Origin of the sequence: Nosocomiicoccus massiliensis (assembly GCF_002871345.2) — a bacterium.
Classification (GTDB): domain Bacteria; phylum Bacillota; class Bacilli; order Staphylococcales; family Salinicoccaceae; genus Nosocomiicoccus; species Nosocomiicoccus ampullae_A.
In genome coordinates this window covers 352,435-367,211 of the sequence record NZ_CP136964.1, presented here as the reverse complement: position 1 = coordinate 367,211, position 14,777 = coordinate 352,435, and the positions used below count along the sequence as shown (strand labels likewise).

Sequence of the window (14,777 nt, the reverse complement as noted above, 5' to 3'; positions counted from 1 at the left end):
TTTAAGCGTATGAATGTAAGCCAGCGACAATTAAGTTAATTGCGACTAAGTTGAATAAGATTAAGAAAAATCCTGCAACGGCTAACCACGCTGATTTTTCACCTTCGTACCCTCTATTAATACGTAAGTGTAAGAAAATTGTATAGAACATAAACGTAATAAACGCCCATGTTTCTTTCGGGTCCCAGCCCCAGAATCTACTCCAAGCTGCTTGTGCCCAAATTGCTGCGAAGAAAATACCACCTAATGCAAATAGTGGGAAACCGATTATTACTGAACGATATCCAATGTCGTCCATTAAGTTTAAGTCGGCTTTATTTGCAACTGGTTTAAGTAATGTGTAAATACGTCTTCTTACAATGAGTCGTAATAAACCATAAACAATTAAACCGACACCAAGAGACCAAATCACCGTATTTAATGAATGAGCTTTAATGATTGGTGGCACTTCAATACCTGTTGTAAAGTGTTCTGTGCGGTCGTATTCATTATTTCCTAAATGCTCAACTGGAATTGAGTCTTTATAGTTAATTAAGCTTGGTAAATTATACGTTACAACGGATTCATTCCCTTGCTGATCAACGTAGAAGAAGTCTGCTTCGTATTTCACGACACCGCGCATAAGAACCATCATTAACATAAATGTCAAAATGACGATTATAAAATACGTAATTGCTTCTAGAGAAAATGATCTCCAAGACTTTTCATTCTCCGGAATAATTTTTAGTAAATAAATGAATCCCGCAACAGCACTCATCGATAATATCCCGTATGAAATCGTTACTGTTATTACGTGAATTGCAAGCCAGTTACTTTGTAACGCTGGAATAAGTGGTGCAACATCTGTTGAGAATAACGCACCATATCCAAGTAATAATAACGAAATAGGAATCGCAAATAATCCAAAAACTTTCGTCTTATAGTAGTGATACGTTACTAAGTATCCAAAAATTAGCATGATAGAGAACATTGCAATAAATTCAAAAAGGTTTGATACTGGCGCATGTCCAGTTGCAAGCCATCTAAACACAAAATATGCAAGCTCTAGTACAAATGCAAGAGTAACGATCCAAACTGCTATATTCGCGTAACGCGCTGATCTTTTAGAGCTAATACTCATACCAAGTGGTACGAGTGATATGAGTAATAAAATAAATCCTATATAAATTGAGATGTTACTTATTTTTAATAGTAGATGATCGGTCATAACCATTATCCTTTCATTCGTTCGTTATGAACTTTTGAGTCGCTATCTTCTACATAGCCTAAATTATACTTATCGAGTGCTTCATTAATCTCTTTTGTAATACTGTAGTAGTTACGATTCGTATGTGCTGCAAGTGTAAGACCATTATCAGAATTAATCCAAATACGTCTATGGTTAACATATGAACCGATAAACACACCGATTAAGAAAATAACAAAACCTGCACCGATTAAGAACATCGTTTTATCTTTCTTAAGTGTTAATACACTAACAACTTCGTTTTCCATCGATACAAATTTAATACTGTATTTATTATCTTTGGAAATATCTGTCGTATTCTGTATTTGAATGAGAGAATACTCTTCGCTACCTTCACTATCATTAACTTCAAATAAGAATGCAGGATTTCGTGGAACAGGTGTGTTAGAAATTAACGTTCCATTATTACCAACTCCAGCATAGTCTGGTGCAAATGATCTAAGTTGAACTTCAAAGTCATTTCCATCTTTACCTTTAACTTTATACGTGTCTAAATAATCTTTTAACATAATCTCAAAAGGTTCAGATAAAACATTCCCTTCTTTATCTTGAAGTTCAAACGTCATCGACTTCATTGCAGACATATCAAAACTCGATTGGTATAAGTGATAACTATCATATATGAACGGATGATTGACTTTTATTTCCGCTTGATCTATTTCTTTTAAATCAGGCTCTGAACCGACGATATCTGCTGATTCATTTTCATAAAACGTAATGTTCGTTTGATAGTTACTTGCAAGTTCTCCTTGCGTGCTTAAAGATTTGTCAAACACTGATCCTGAATCTTTATCGTACGTGTCAATGATAAATTTGTCGTTACGAATATAATATTGACCACCTGTACCTGGAAGTTGTACCGTCTCTCCTTCAGGTGCATAGACAAGTTCATCTAAATACATTCCAGGGAAGAAGCGAAGCATACTTCCGATTAATAATATAATTAATCCAGTATGGTTAATGTACGGACCATAACGAGACAAACGCCCCTTTTCAAGGAGGTACGAGTTATCTTCTTTGCGAATAATATATTTTTTCTTTTTAAATTCACTAATTAACTGATCAACATCATCATTTGCTACATCTTCATTATGTAGGTATATTCTTTGTCTTTTGTAGTATGAAGGGTGTTTTTTAACCCCTTGATTATATAGTGTTTTAAATAATGGTACTCCACGGTCGATACTTGCCGCAATAATAGACAATGCGAGCATTGCATTTAATAGTAAGAACCACCATGAAGAATATAAGTTATGCAATCCTAAACTATAATATAATTTTCCAAACGAACCATAGTTTTCATAGTAATAATCACTTGCATTTACACCGACAGGAATAAAGTATTCTTGTGGTAGAATCGTTCCGATTGCCGATGCGATAGCAATTAACGCGATAATAATGACACCGTTTCTAATGGAAGTGAAAAATATCCATATTTTATCGAATAAAGAAGACGATTTTACTTTAGAACGAACTGCACTTCCATCATAACGCATGACATCCTTAATTTTCTTTTTGTCATAATCTTCATTAATCAGTAATCCACATGACTGACATAATTGAGTCCCCGGTGGATTGAAATGTCCACAGTGCGGGCATTTGATTGAATCATTTTCGCTAGACATATTATTCACCTTTATCATTTAATGCTTTTATAAAATCTTGTATGTCTTCTTGAGTTAACTGATATTCTTGTTTTTTAACAATTTTATTATTTTTATCAACAGCAATCGTCGTTGGTAAAGGTCCAACGTTATAAGCTTTAGTTACGCTACGATCACTATCCATAGCCATTCTTAAATTGACTTCTTCGTCAAGGCTGTTTAAGAATTGATTTATTTGTTGTTTGTTTTCTGAAACATTGACTGTAATAATCTCATAATCACTACCATCACCTAAATCGTTCGCTTCACTTAAGTGTGGCATTTCTTCACGACATGGTTTACACCATGTACCCCAGAAGTTGATGATGACTCCTTTTTCTTTAGTGAGTTCATATAGATGTATGACCTCACCTTCTGTTGTTTTCAATTTAAAATCTACAGCGGTATCTCCGACTTTTGTCGATTGATTTTTCGATGAAAAATTGAACCACAGAGTCACAGCAGTTAATACAACGATTCCGATAATAATCGTTATACGTATGATATTACGTACGGATCTACTCAATGAACGCTCCCCCCTCTTTAATATCTTATATATATTATAGCAGTTATAGTATCTTGTTTTTGACAGAACTATGACAATTAAACTACTTCGAAACTGCTTTTGCATGTCCGACTAATTGTTTAACTTCATGTGGTGTTAAGAAACGATATTCACCAGTCGGAACTCCTTCGATTGTTAAGAAATCGTATCCGATACGCTTAAGTTTAATTACTTCTGCATCAAAATATTCAAACATACGACGGACTTGATGGTTTCTACCTTCAGTAATCGTTAATTGTACAATCATATCCATATCTTTTTTATCTCGAATCACTTCAACGATTGCTTTAGAAGTTTTTCCGTCTTCCAGCATAACTCCGTTTTCTAACTCTTTAAGTTCTCTATTTGTTAAACTTTTATTTATTTTTGCACGGTATGTTTTTTCTACCTCATAACGTGGATGGGTCATATAATTTGTAAATTCTCCATCGTTTGTGAGTAATAAAATTCCCGAAGTATCGTAATCTAGACGACCAACTGGATATATGCGTGTATTTAAGTGGTCGAACTTGTCTACAACCGTACGACGATCTTTATCGTCACTTACTGTAGACACCTCTCCTGTCGGTTTATGGTAAAGAATATAAATGGGCGTTTCATTTTCAATTGGAATACCATTAACTTCTACTTTGTCTTTATCAGTAACGAACGTTGCAAGTTCTTTACATACTTTATCGTTTACTTTTACTTGACCATCTAATATTAATTGTTCTGCTTTACGACGGGACGTTATACCTGCATCTGCAATTTTTTTGTTTAATCTAACTTTACTCATCATTTTCTCCTTTTAACTGATTAAAGAATAGTTCGATATGTTCATCTTCTTCAATTTCATCGGCACTTGGTAAATCTGTAATTGTCTTGAGACCGAAAATCTCTAAAAATGTCTGTGTCGTCTTATAAAATGTTCGGCGGTCATTTTCAATGGATACACGTTGAATCAAATTCTTATTTAAAAGTGTCTGAATTGGACCGTCTGGAGATACACCTCGTAACTCTTCAATCATACCTCTTGCTACTGGTTGATTATACGCAATGATAGACAATACTTCCAAAGCTTGGTTTGACAATTTATTACTTGGACGTTCCTTTAATAACTTTAGAATGTATTCTTCAACAATCGGAGTCGTTTTTAAATAATAAATGTCTTCATGAACGAGAATATTTAAGTGTTTTTTATGTTTGTTGTATAACTCTACAGATTGTTCTAACCCATCTTTAGTAATTGGGATATTTTTAATTAATGATGACTCTTTCACACCAATGTCTCCTGCGATATAAAGCATCGCTTCTACGATATCAATTTTTTCTACACTCATTATGCTACGTCCTTTAATTTTATAAATGTATATTCATCGTTATTTTTTTCGAACTTAAATGTGCTTTGGCTAATACCTTCTAACAGCGTTAGAAATATTTGAACGACTTGATATCGTTTTACGCCAGACGAAAACATTTCTTCTAACGTTAATTCATTCTGATTTTCAAACCGTTTTTTTAAAAAGAGTGTCGCTTCCTCATGTGTATACGATTCTGTTGTAATAAAACTGTGTGTATTTTGAACGTCAACTCTTTGTCTTACTTTGTTATAAGCTGTAATGAGTTCTTCTAGGGAAATAGAAAATGTATCACTCACTTCGACTTCTTCAAATTCATGAGGTGCTTTCACTAAAAATTGTTCAGCTGCTTCTTTTAGTTGCTTTAACTCCTCAGCATACATTTTATAGTTCTGATACTCTAGCAATTGTGAAATTAACTCTTCACGCGGATCTTCTGTATATTCTTCAAGTGGCGGTTCAGGTAAAAGCATCTTACTTTTAATTCTTAAAAGCTCGCTCGCCATAACTAAATATTCACTCGCAACGTTAATTTCAAGCTCTGTCATCTGCTTAATATAATTCATATATTGTTCCGTTAAAACTGCCATCGGAATATCATAAATATCAATTTCTAACTCTTTAATAAGATGAAGTAATAAATCGAGTGGTCCGTGAAAGACGTCTAACTCTACTTCATAATTTTTCATAAGTTCACAACCTATCTTTAATTAAAAAAGACTAAACGTGACGTTTAGTCTTAGACGACGTATATCCAGTAAATGAAACCCCAAATTAACGAGACGATCAATATAAATAGAAATACAAATACTTTTGCCTTATCCATCTATTTTATTTCTCCTAAAAAGCTATTACCATGTGTACTAAATTGTACATTAAAATTGTCTGCAATAGTAGCAGCTACATCACTAAAAGTTTCACGGTCATTTATTTTTTTGTAATCAAACTGCTTTTTTGAAGTTACAATTAATGGAACATACTCTCGAGTGTGGTCTGTACCTGTAAATGTTGGATCATTACCGTGGTCTGCAGTGATAATCAGTAAATCATCTTCTTTTAATTTACTAAAAATCTCTGGTAAACGGTCATCGAATTCTTTTAATGCATCCGCATATCCTTCACTATCTCTTCGGTGACCATAAACTGCATCAAAATCTACTAAGTTAGTAAATGATAGTCCCTCAAAATCTTTATCCATAACATTGAGTAATTTATCGACACCATCCATATTATTTTTCGTACGAACCATATCAGTAATACCCTGACCGTTGAAAATATCATTTATTTTACCTACGGCATATACTGTATAATCGTTATCTTTTAGCGCATCTAATACAGTCGGTTCAAACGGACTGAGTGCATAATCGTGGCGATTTTCAGTTCTTGTAAATTTACCTTTACCTTCTCCAATGAATGGTCTTGCAATTACACGACCAACTAAAAACTCATCGTCTAATGTCAGTTCACGGACCGTTTCACAAATCTCATATAATTCATCGACAGGAATAACCTCTTCATGTGCAGCAATTTGAAGTACAGGGTCTGCTGAAGTATAGACGATTAAATCACCCGTCTTCATATGGTCTTCACCGTAATCATCGATCACTTCAGTTCCTGAATATGGTAAATTACATACGACTTTACGATTCGTTTTTTCTTCTATTTTTTTGATAAGTGCGTCAGGAAATCCGTCTGGATATGTTTTAAATGGTGTTTTAATGTTTAAACCTGCAATTTCCCAATGACCAGTCATCGTATCTTTTCCACGTGATACTTCACTCATCTTCGCAAAAAATGCATTCGGTTGTTCAGGACAATTTAATCCAGGTAATTCTTCTATACATCCTAGACCAAGTGATTCAAGGTTTGAAAAATCTACTGCTTTAGATTCTAACGTGTGTTTTAAAGTGTGTGCTCCTTTATCACCAAAGTTTTCAGCATCTTTAGCTTCTCCTATTCCAACAGAGTCTAATACGATTAAATGAATTCTTTTAAACATAATTAACCTTCTTCCTTTATTTTCGCGGATGAAATTTGTCATACATTTCTTTCACTGATTTTTTAGAAAGATGTGTATATACTTGTGTTGTTGAAATGTCTGTATGACCAAGTAGTTCTTGAACAATTCTTAAGTCTGCACCATTTTCAATTAAATGTGTTGCAAAAGTATGTCTGAATGTATGTGGTGTGACATTTTTTGAAATACCACTCAGTAAATTATACTTTTTAATCATCTTCCATACGCCTTGCCTTGTAAAACTATTACCACGATTTGTTAAAAATAATGCATCCGTATCTTTATCTTTTAGTAGATTGATTCGTATATCGACTATATATTCTTGTAATAACTCTGCGACGTAATCCGTAATTGGGATAATACGTTCCTTTTGGCCTTTACCGACAACAGTAATAAAACCCATTTCACTATTTACATTGATCGTATTCATTGAAATGAGTTCTGAAACACGGATACCTGTTGCATAGAGTAGTTCCATCATAACTTTATCTCTAATGCCTGACGTCGTAGGTTCCGGTGTATCTAGTAGCTGTTCCATCTCTTCAATCGTTAAACTGTCAGGAAGTGATTGTTCGATTTTTATACTACTCAAAAGTGCAGCAGGATTTTTATCTGTTTTCCCGTCATTAATTAAATATTGATGGAAATTTCTTAACGTTGACTGGAGTCGTGCAAGTGTTTTCGAGCGTTTGCCTTTTTCTTTTTCTTCTTTTAAAAAGTTAATGATATCAGTAGAAGAAACTGTACTAAAAGTAAGGTCTAATTTATCTAAAAAATCGCGATATAAATTAAGGTCTTGTGCGTAAGAATCTAAAGTACTGTTAGAAAGACCGCGTTCTATTCTTAAAAACGACAGATAATCTTCTATACCTCTTTCGTTATTTTTCATTAATGTCTTCCTTCATTTGGCATTCGTGACATACACCGTGAAATGTCAAACGATGATTCAGTACTTTAAAATTAAACTCGTGTTCGACGATTTGTTCAACGTCATATAAAAGATCATCTTCAACTTCAATAATCTTTCCACACTTTACGCAAATTAAATGATGATTAAAGTGCTTTTCACCAGGCTCTTTAAAATCATACCTTGAGACACCGTCGCCGAAATTTGCTTTAACAATAATTTTTAGATCACATAGTAATTCTAATGTACGATATACAGTTGCAAGACCAATTTCAGGATACTTTTCTTTAACGCGTTGAAACACATCTTCTGCACTTAAATGTTTACTGTTATTTTCAAGTAATACGCGTAACGTGACTTCCCTTTGAGGTGTCAGTTTATAACCTGATTGTTGTAACTGTTCTTTAACTGTTTTCAATTTAGTTTCCACTTGCACCACTCCGATTTTCATAGTTAATTATACTAGAAATGGTGCTTATTTAAAATAGTTTAAATAAAAACGACTGTTTTATGTTCTTATTTATAATTGTTTGAATATAAAACGTGTTGAACTGCGATTAACGTTTTCGCATCTCTAAACACGTTTTCTTTCATTAAGTGTTCTAGATCAGTTATTTTAATTTTTTCAATTTCTAAAAATTCATCTTCATCTAATTTTTGTTCTTCAAGCTCTAATTGATCTGCTTCAAATAAATAGATGATTTCATTAGAAAATCCTGGAGATACATAAAACTCTTGTAAATATTGAACCTCTTTAGCGACTAGACCCGTTTCTTCTTTTAACTCTTTTATAGCTGTTTGTTCAGGTGTATCTTTCGGTTCTATCTTACCTGCAGGAATCTCTAATAAAACTTCTTCTGCCGCAATTCTATACTGTTTTACAAAATACATATATCCATCGTGCACAGCGATAATTCCTACTGCACCTTGATGATACACAACTTCTCTACTACTCGTTTCTCCGTTTGGTAATTCAACATCGTACACAGTAACATCAATAATTTTTCCTTTATAAATATCTTTATGCGATAGTTTCTTTTCAACTAATTGATCATCATTTTGATTCATCTTGTATTACCTCACTATATTCAGTAGTTAAATTGAGTTATACTTATTTATATATAATATTGTAAACGTTAGGAGTGACATTTTGAAACATTTTGTTACTAAAGATAAGCAATCCATTTCACAATTTGCACTAGGTACGATGAATTTACCACTAGATGACCGTGAAGAGTTAAGTGAGATTATTAGATTAGCATTTGAGTCCTGTATTAACTACTTCGATACTGCGGACTTATATCAATATGGTAAAAATGAAGCTGTTATTGGTTCAATTTTATTCGATTACGGACAGTTTTTCGAATATAATATCGGAACAAAAGTAGGTAATGAATTTGATGCAGCACTTCGTGAAAAAATTAAATGGAATCCAAGTGCAGAATATATTAAACATGCTGTTAGTCAGTCAAAACTTCGTTTATCACGCGATGTGATTGACTTATTAATGTTACACGGTGGAACTGTTCACGATAATATGGATGAAACAATCCGTGAGTTTGAGTCATTAAAAAGAAAAGGCGACATTAAAAGTTACGGTATCTCAACTACGCGTAAAAATGTCATTGACTACTACACTGAAAATAGTGATATATCAGTACTGATGGCACCACTAAACATTATCGATAATCGAAGTGAAGAATATCTATCTGACGACTATGTATTTTTAGCCAGAGGTCCGTTAATGCAAGGACTCCTCACTGAAAATTATGATGTAGCACTTAAAACAAAGTTTAAACATGGTTATATGGGATATTCACAGGATGAATTAAGAGAAATTATATTAATGATCAAAGAATATGGCTACCCTCTTGAAGCTATCGCTTATAAATATTTAATGAATAAAAATGTCGTAATCGTACAAGGTGTAAGTACTGTTTCTCAGCTCAAGAAAAACTTACGCCATTATGAAACAGCAAAAACTATACGAGACGAAGTAATTGAAGACATTTGTTCTAAAGTTGAGAAGAAACATTACAAAGAACATAGAGATCCAAAAACAGTTACACATCAAGAAGATAACGATAAAAAGAATGTTTTGAAGAAATTACGTAAAAAAATAAGTCAGCCATAAAAAATGGCTGACTTATTTTTTTCTAGCAATTTCATATTTAAAATAATCGTGTGCAACCGACACATTTGAAGGTAACGTTTTAATAAAGTTCGAAATAAATTCCTCCTCATATCGATTACTAATATGTGTGAATATATAGTGTTTCACACGTAAATCTTTTTGAATACTTAACACGTCATGTATTTCAGAATGATAGTAACTATACGCCTTTTCGTATTCATGATCTAAAAATGTCGCTTCATGAACAACGCAGTCCGCGTCTTTTAGTAAATCGAAATATACTTCACTTTGAAGCGGTCGTGTATCTCCATGAATACATACTTTTCTCCCTTTTATTACAGGCCCTAAAAAGTCGTTCGTATCATAAATAACACCATCATGTACAAACGTATCACTATTTTTTATTTCACTATAAATTGGGCCAGGACGTATACCAATTTCTTTTAACTTTAGAACGTTTAACGCACCTTTTTGATCATTTTCTTTAAATACATATAAAAAACTTTCTATATTATGATCAAGTGTTTTTACCTCTATAGTAACATCTTTAATCGAGATAAAAGATCCATCTTCAATTTCCACTATTTCAACTGGATAATTCAATATTGTCTCACTTACTTGAAACGTCGTTGTTAACCATTCAGAAAGTCCTTTTGGTCCGTAAATTTTTAGTGGTTTACCTTCTCCACCTTGATGCGCACGGCTCGATAAAAAACCTGGTAAACCGTAAATGTGGTCACCATGTAAATGCGTAATAAATATATGGTTAATTTTAGATGGTTTAATAGACGTATTTAGTAAACGATGTTGAAATGCTTCTCCAACATCAATTAAAAAATATTCGTTGAGCTCATCAACCATATCTAAAATTATCGCTTGAGTATGTCGTTTTTTTGAAGGTAAGCCTGCCGCAGAACCTAATATATTAATATACATAGTAACCTCCATATAAAAGTAATCTAATTATATCATAGTCATCTTGTCTTTTAGACCCCTTCGTGGAATAATATATAAAGGAAAGTAAGGTGACATTATGGACTCTATTCAATTTATAGAACAGTTTATTGTATTCATAGAAGATCATTTACGTGAAGACATAGATTTCGATGAAGTGTTAATGGAAATGGATGTTGAATCGAAAAGTTTTTTAACGCTATTTACTGCTCTCGTTGGGATGTCTCCAGCAGACTATCAAAAACGCCGTCAATTAACTGAAATTGCTTTAGAAGTTTATGATGGTCATCGACGTTTAACAGATATTATAAAATACTATAACCATAAAGATTTAGCGCAGTTTAAAGATGATTATCAAAAATTCTTTGGTATAAGCGTGTATGATACTGATAAATTTATCGAAGAAATGCCTCTACAATACCGTATTTCATTTGAAATAAACCCTACGACAAAACGTGAACCTTTTTCTGAAACACGTTCACTTGATGGGTATCGATTAATTGGTGTCGAAGAATTTTTCAATATGAATAGTTATAATGAGAAAAAGAAAACTCGATACTTAAACTACTTACTAAATAGCGGTATTATTAGCGAAATATTAAAGCATAATAACGGACCAATTAAAGGGTTATTCGTAATGGAACGATATAGTTACGGAGAAATTCAAGTATTCGTCGGCACAGCATCAGATATGAATACACCTTTTACAACGACGTATACACCTAGTGGTTTATATCAAATTTTTGAGTCGGACGGTCAATTAGACGTCGAAACAAAAAAACTTTACGAGTATATATTTAGAAGATGGCTCGTAAAAGAGCACGTTGAGCTAGACTTAACATTTTCAATAGAATTAATAAAAGGACTTACACACTCGATTGACGATTCAGTCATTGTACAAGTATGGCAGTCCATAATTGATTAAAAAAGGCGACATATGTCGCCTGTTATTATTTAGTTGCTTGTAACTCAACCATTTTAATAATAAGTTCTGTGATTTTATATAATTCTTCGAGTGGCATTCTTTCTGATGTCGTATGAATCTCTTCATATCCTAAGCCTAAAATGACTGTGTCGATTCCTTGGCCTGCAAAGATGTTACCGTCACTGCCTCCACCTAAAGAAATAATATTGGGTTCACGACCAATTTTTACGGAAGCATCGCTTGCGAGTTTTACAGCTTCTGATTCTTCCTCTGAATGCAGTGCTGGATACATTAAGTCAATGTCAACATCGACTTCTCCACCGAGTTTATGCGCTGCTTTTTTAAATTCAGATTCAATATGTGCTGTTTGTTTTGCAAGACGATCCTCTTCTAAACTTCTTGCTTCAAGTAACACATATGCATAGTCTGATACGATGTTCGTCGCTTCCCCACCTTTAATAATACCAACGTTTGATGTCGTCATTTCATCGACGCGACCAAGTGTCATATTACTTATCGCTAGCGCTGCGATATTAATTGCAGATACACCGACTTCTGGTTCGATTCCCGCGTGAGCTTTTTTACCATGAATGTGTGCTTCAATTTTATTTTGTGCAGGTGCACGGTTTACAATTGTACCCACTTGACCTGTACCGTCTACTGCGTATCCTATTTTACTTTTAACAACTGAAGTGTCAAAAGCTTTTGCACCGACAAGACCTGTTTCTTCACCAACTGTTACGATAACTTCAATATCACCATGTGGGATATTATTTTCTTTAATTGATCGAATTGCTTCAATTACTGCAGCGATCCCTGCTTTATCATCCGAACCGAGAATTGTCGTTCCATCAGAATACATATATCCATCGCGAACTTCGGGTTTAACTCCGTTACCTGGCTTAACAGTGTCCATATGAACCATAAAACAAATCGGCTCTATTTCTTTATTTCCTTCTAGTGTAAAGAATAAGTTCCCTGCACCGTAACCTGTTTCAGATTGTGTATCATCTTCAAAACCTTTTAATTCAAGTTGATCGAACTCTTTAAATAAACGATTAGCTATCTCTCTTTCATCACCAGATTCTGAATCGATCATTACGAGTTCTTTTAATAGTTCTACTACTCTTTCTTTCTTCATTAATTACACTCCTAGTTGAAAATTATTACTTGAACAAGTAATATAAAATTATATAATTTGAGAAAATGAGGGTTCACAATATGCCGAAAAAAGCACAAAACATTATCATTTGGGCAATGATTATCTTAATCGTTGTTTCAGGTTTATTAATGGGATTAAGCTATCTCACAGCACTATAAGAAAAAGTGGTCCATCAATGGACCACTTTTTTAAATGTCATCGCCGTGTTCCATAAACCATGCTTGCAGATCTGTAATGACACTCATGACATCGTGACCTTCAATTTCATGTCTCTCTATCATATCTACCACTTTTCCGTCTTTGAAAAACGCAAAACTTGGAGATGACGGTAAAAAGTCTGGTGTACGTTCACGAACTGCTTCAGTTGCATCTTTTTCTTGTCCGGCAAAAACTGTATATAAATGTGTTGGTTTTTTGTCGAAGTTTAGTGAGTGAATCGCTGCTGGACGTGCGATACCACCTGCACATCCACATACTGAGTTAATCATCACAAGTGCAGTACCTTCTTTGTCTAACGCTTCATTAACTTCTTCTGGCGTCAAAAGTTGTTCGTACCCAACATCTGTGAGTTCTTTTCTCGCATTTTCCACTAAATCTTCCATATATATTTTAAAATCTAAATCCATAGATAGCACCTCTTTACTGTAATAATTAAAGTGTAATGTTAAATATTTTATTTGTAAAGATTAAAGCGTTGTTTCACTATCAATAGACTCAATATTTTTCTTAACATCTTGTAAAAATTTACCTGCATCTACACCGTTCAGTACTCTATGATCGATAGATAAACAAAGGTTTACCATATATCTTGCTGCGAGCATTTCATCGATAAAAACAGGTTTTTTAACGATAGATTCAACTTGTAATATAGCAGCTTGTGGGTGGTTAATGACGCCTTGTGACTGAATAGAACCAAATGCGCCCGTGTTATTAATTGTAAATGTCCCACCGTGCATATCTTCCGAAGTTAGCGCATGTGTTCTGCCTTTTTCAGCAAGTTGTGCAAGTTTTTTTGCGATTCCTCGAATCGACAACATATCTGCATTATGAATGACCGGAACGTATAAGTCGTCATCAGCGGATACTGCGATATTTAAATTGATTGAATCGTGGATTTGAATAGAATCCCCTTGCCAACTGCTATTGAGTATTTTATTTGTATTTAGGGCTTTTGCTACTGCTTCTATAAAGAATGCAAAATAAGTTAATTTAATACCTTCAGATTTAAATGCATCTTTATATTTATTTCTTAAATGAACGAGCTCTGTTGCATCTACTTCTATCATCATCCAAGCATGTGGAATTTCAGTTTTAGATTTCACCATATTATTTGCGATTGCTTTTTTAACACCGGTTAATTCTAGTCTAGAAGTGTCACTAGTAGTTTTAATACCGATTGATGATTTATCTGTTTTTGGTGCTTCATTTTTCACAGGATTATCGATATACGATAAAATATCCTTTTTTGTAACACGTCCAAATTGTCCTGTACCTTCAACATCATCTAAATTAACGTTATGTTCTGATGCTAATCTCATCACGACAGGTGATATTCTTTTAATCTCTTTTTGTGTGTCTGTACTATTATTATCTTTTTTATTAGTTTGTGGTTGAGATTTTTGTTCTGGTTCTTTTTCATGAACTTTGTTAGATACCTTAATTTCACAAATTGGTGTTCCGACTTCTATTGTTTCACCAACATCTACGAGTATTTTTTCTATCACTCCTTCAAAACTAGAAGGGACTTCAGCTGTTACTTTATCGGTTAAAATTTCACATAACGGATCATATTCATTTACTTTACTACCAGGCTCAACAAGCCACGCTTCTACTGTTCCTTCATGCACACTTTCTCCGAGTTTTGGCATTTTAATGACTTCTATCAAT

Annotated in this window: 16 protein-coding genes; 2 read left to right on the top strand and 14 right to left on the bottom strand. The window is 33.6% G+C overall.

Annotated features, from left to right (window positions below; translation table 11 throughout):
* Window position 1 precedes the first annotated feature (1 nt).
* The 10 genes from ccsB to CJ229_RS01835 form a co-directional block, all read right to left on the bottom strand.
* Window positions 2–1,207, bottom strand: coding sequence for a c-type cytochrome biogenesis protein CcsB (ccsB, locus tag CJ229_RS01880; protein ID WP_102167317.1), 1,206 nt, complete (start codon window positions 1,205–1,207; stop codon window positions 2–4).
* Window positions 1,208–1,212: 5 nt separating this feature from the next.
* On the bottom strand, window positions 1,213–2,871 hold the full coding sequence (locus CJ229_RS01875) for a cytochrome c biogenesis protein ResB (protein WP_070622706.1): 1,659 nt from the start codon (window positions 2,869–2,871) through the stop codon (window positions 1,213–1,215).
* 1 nt (window position 2,872) lies between these two features.
* Complete coding sequence (locus tag CJ229_RS01870) at window positions 2,873–3,415, bottom strand: redoxin domain-containing protein (protein WP_102167318.1); 543 nt, start codon at window positions 3,413–3,415, stop codon at window positions 2,873–2,875.
* 82 nt (window positions 3,416–3,497) lie between these two features.
* The gene (locus CJ229_RS01865; RefSeq protein ID WP_070709962.1) at window positions 3,498–4,229 is read right to left on the bottom strand and encodes a pseudouridine synthase; all 732 of its coding nucleotides are present in this window, start codon (window positions 4,227–4,229) and stop codon (window positions 3,498–3,500) included.
* Window positions 4,222–4,773 (bottom strand): SMC-Scp complex subunit ScpB, encoded by a 552-nt coding sequence (gene scpB, locus CJ229_RS01860; protein ID WP_102167319.1) that lies wholly within the window; start codon window positions 4,771–4,773, stop codon window positions 4,222–4,224. The genes CJ229_RS01865 and scpB overlap by 8 nt, the downstream gene beginning before the upstream one ends.
* Window positions 4,773–5,480, bottom strand: coding sequence for a segregation and condensation protein A (locus CJ229_RS01855; RefSeq protein ID WP_068128390.1), 708 nt, complete (start codon window positions 5,478–5,480; stop codon window positions 4,773–4,775). The genes scpB and CJ229_RS01855 overlap by 1 nt, the downstream gene beginning before the upstream one ends.
* A gap of 137 nt (window positions 5,481–5,617) precedes the next feature.
* Complete coding sequence (deoB, locus tag CJ229_RS01850) at window positions 5,618–6,790, bottom strand: phosphopentomutase (RefSeq protein ID WP_317846603.1); 1,173 nt, start codon at window positions 6,788–6,790, stop codon at window positions 5,618–5,620.
* A gap of 16 nt (window positions 6,791–6,806) precedes the next feature.
* Window positions 6,807–7,697 carry a site-specific tyrosine recombinase XerD gene (gene xerD / locus CJ229_RS01845; protein ID WP_102167321.1) on the bottom strand — a complete coding sequence of 297 codons (891 nt, stop codon included), beginning with the start codon at window positions 7,695–7,697 and terminating at the stop codon, window positions 6,807–6,809.
* The gene (locus CJ229_RS01840) at window positions 7,687–8,145 is read right to left on the bottom strand and encodes a ferric iron uptake transcriptional regulator (protein ID WP_070456491.1); all 459 of its coding nucleotides are present in this window, start codon (window positions 8,143–8,145) and stop codon (window positions 7,687–7,689) included. Before CJ229_RS01840 ends, xerD begins: the two co-directional genes overlap by 11 nt.
* Before the next feature lie 86 nt (window positions 8,146–8,231).
* Window positions 8,232–8,783, bottom strand: coding sequence for an NUDIX hydrolase (locus tag CJ229_RS01835; protein WP_070456489.1), 552 nt, complete (start codon window positions 8,781–8,783; stop codon window positions 8,232–8,234).
* Window positions 8,784–8,865: 82 nt separating this feature from the next.
* On the opposite strand from CJ229_RS01835, the gene CJ229_RS01830 reads away from it, so the two are divergent.
* On the top strand, window positions 8,866–9,849 hold the full coding sequence (locus CJ229_RS01830; RefSeq protein WP_257993687.1) for an aldo/keto reductase: 984 nt from the start codon (window positions 8,866–8,868) through the stop codon (window positions 9,847–9,849).
* 12 nt (window positions 9,850–9,861) lie between these two features.
* Here CJ229_RS01830 and rnz read toward each other — a convergent pair whose 3' ends face one another.
* Window positions 9,862–10,785: a ribonuclease Z gene (rnz, locus tag CJ229_RS01825; RefSeq protein ID WP_102167322.1), complete on the bottom strand. Its 924-nt coding sequence runs from the start codon at window positions 10,783–10,785 to the stop codon at window positions 9,862–9,864.
* Window positions 10,786–10,882: 97 nt separating this feature from the next.
* On the opposite strand from rnz, the gene CJ229_RS01820 reads away from it, so the two are divergent.
* Window positions 10,883–11,728 carry a helix-turn-helix transcriptional regulator gene (locus CJ229_RS01820; protein ID WP_068128376.1) on the top strand — a complete coding sequence of 282 codons (846 nt, stop codon included), beginning with the start codon at window positions 10,883–10,885 and terminating at the stop codon, window positions 11,726–11,728.
* Window positions 11,729–11,753: 25 nt separating this feature from the next.
* Here the strand turns inward: CJ229_RS01820 and CJ229_RS01815 are convergent, their stop codons facing one another.
* The 3 genes from CJ229_RS01815 to CJ229_RS01805 all read right to left on the bottom strand — a co-directional run bounded on the left by CJ229_RS01815 (window position 11,754) and on the right by CJ229_RS01805 (window position 14,758).
* Window positions 11,754–12,869, bottom strand: coding sequence for a M20/M25/M40 family metallo-hydrolase (locus CJ229_RS01815; protein ID WP_102167323.1), 1,116 nt, complete (start codon window positions 12,867–12,869; stop codon window positions 11,754–11,756).
* A gap of 209 nt (window positions 12,870–13,078) precedes the next feature.
* Window positions 13,079–13,516 carry a BrxA/BrxB family bacilliredoxin gene (locus CJ229_RS01810; protein WP_040928324.1) on the bottom strand — a complete coding sequence of 146 codons (438 nt, stop codon included), beginning with the start codon at window positions 13,514–13,516 and terminating at the stop codon, window positions 13,079–13,081.
* A 60-nt stretch (window positions 13,517–13,576) separates the two neighbouring features.
* The gene (locus CJ229_RS01805) at window positions 13,577–14,758 is read right to left on the bottom strand and encodes a dihydrolipoamide acetyltransferase family protein (RefSeq protein WP_102167366.1); all 1,182 of its coding nucleotides are present in this window, start codon (window positions 14,756–14,758) and stop codon (window positions 13,577–13,579) included.
* Window positions 14,759–14,777 lie beyond the last annotated feature (19 nt).

Excerpts from the sequence above, each read along its gene's own strand:
- CJ229_RS01835 (WP_070456489.1), bottom strand. The coding sequence starts at position 8,783 with ATGAATCAAAATGATGATCAATTAGTTGAAAAGAAACTATCGCATAAA.
- scpB (WP_102167319.1), bottom strand. The coding sequence starts at position 4,773 with ATGAGTGTAGAAAAAATTGATATCGTAGAAGCGATGCTTTATATCGCA.
- CJ229_RS01815 (WP_102167323.1), bottom strand. The coding sequence starts at position 12,869 with ATGAAGAAAGAAAGAGTAGTAGAACTATTAAAAGAACTCGTAATGATC.
- CJ229_RS01805 (WP_102167366.1), bottom strand. The coding sequence starts at position 14,758 with ATGCCAAAACTCGGAGAAAGTGTGCATGAAGGAACAGTAGAAGCGTGG.
- rnz (WP_102167322.1), bottom strand. The coding sequence starts at position 10,785 with ATGTATATTAATATATTAGGTTCTGCGGCAGGCTTACCTTCAAAAAAA.
- CJ229_RS01875 (WP_070622706.1), bottom strand. The coding sequence starts at position 2,871 with ATGTCTAGCGAAAATGATTCAATCAAATGCCCGCACTGTGGACATTTC.
- CJ229_RS01855 (WP_068128390.1), bottom strand. The coding sequence starts at position 5,480 with ATGAAAAATTATGAAGTAGAGTTAGACGTCTTTCACGGACCACTCGAT.
- xerD (WP_102167321.1), bottom strand. The coding sequence starts at position 7,697 with ATGAAAAATAACGAAAGAGGTATAGAAGATTATCTGTCGTTTTTAAGA.
- CJ229_RS01810 (WP_040928324.1), bottom strand. The coding sequence starts at position 13,516 with ATGGATTTAGATTTTAAAATATATATGGAAGATTTAGTGGAAAATGCG.
- deoB (WP_317846603.1), bottom strand. The coding sequence starts at position 6,790 with ATGTTTAAAAGAATTCATTTAATCGTATTAGACTCTGTTGGAATAGGA.
- ccsB (WP_102167317.1), bottom strand. The coding sequence starts at position 1,207 with ATGACCGATCATCTACTATTAAAAATAAGTAACATCTCAATTTATATA.
- CJ229_RS01865 (WP_070709962.1), bottom strand. The coding sequence starts at position 4,229 with ATGAGTAAAGTTAGATTAAACAAAAAAATTGCAGATGCAGGTATAACG.
- CJ229_RS01820 (WP_068128376.1), top strand. The coding sequence starts at position 10,883 with ATGGACTCTATTCAATTTATAGAACAGTTTATTGTATTCATAGAAGAT.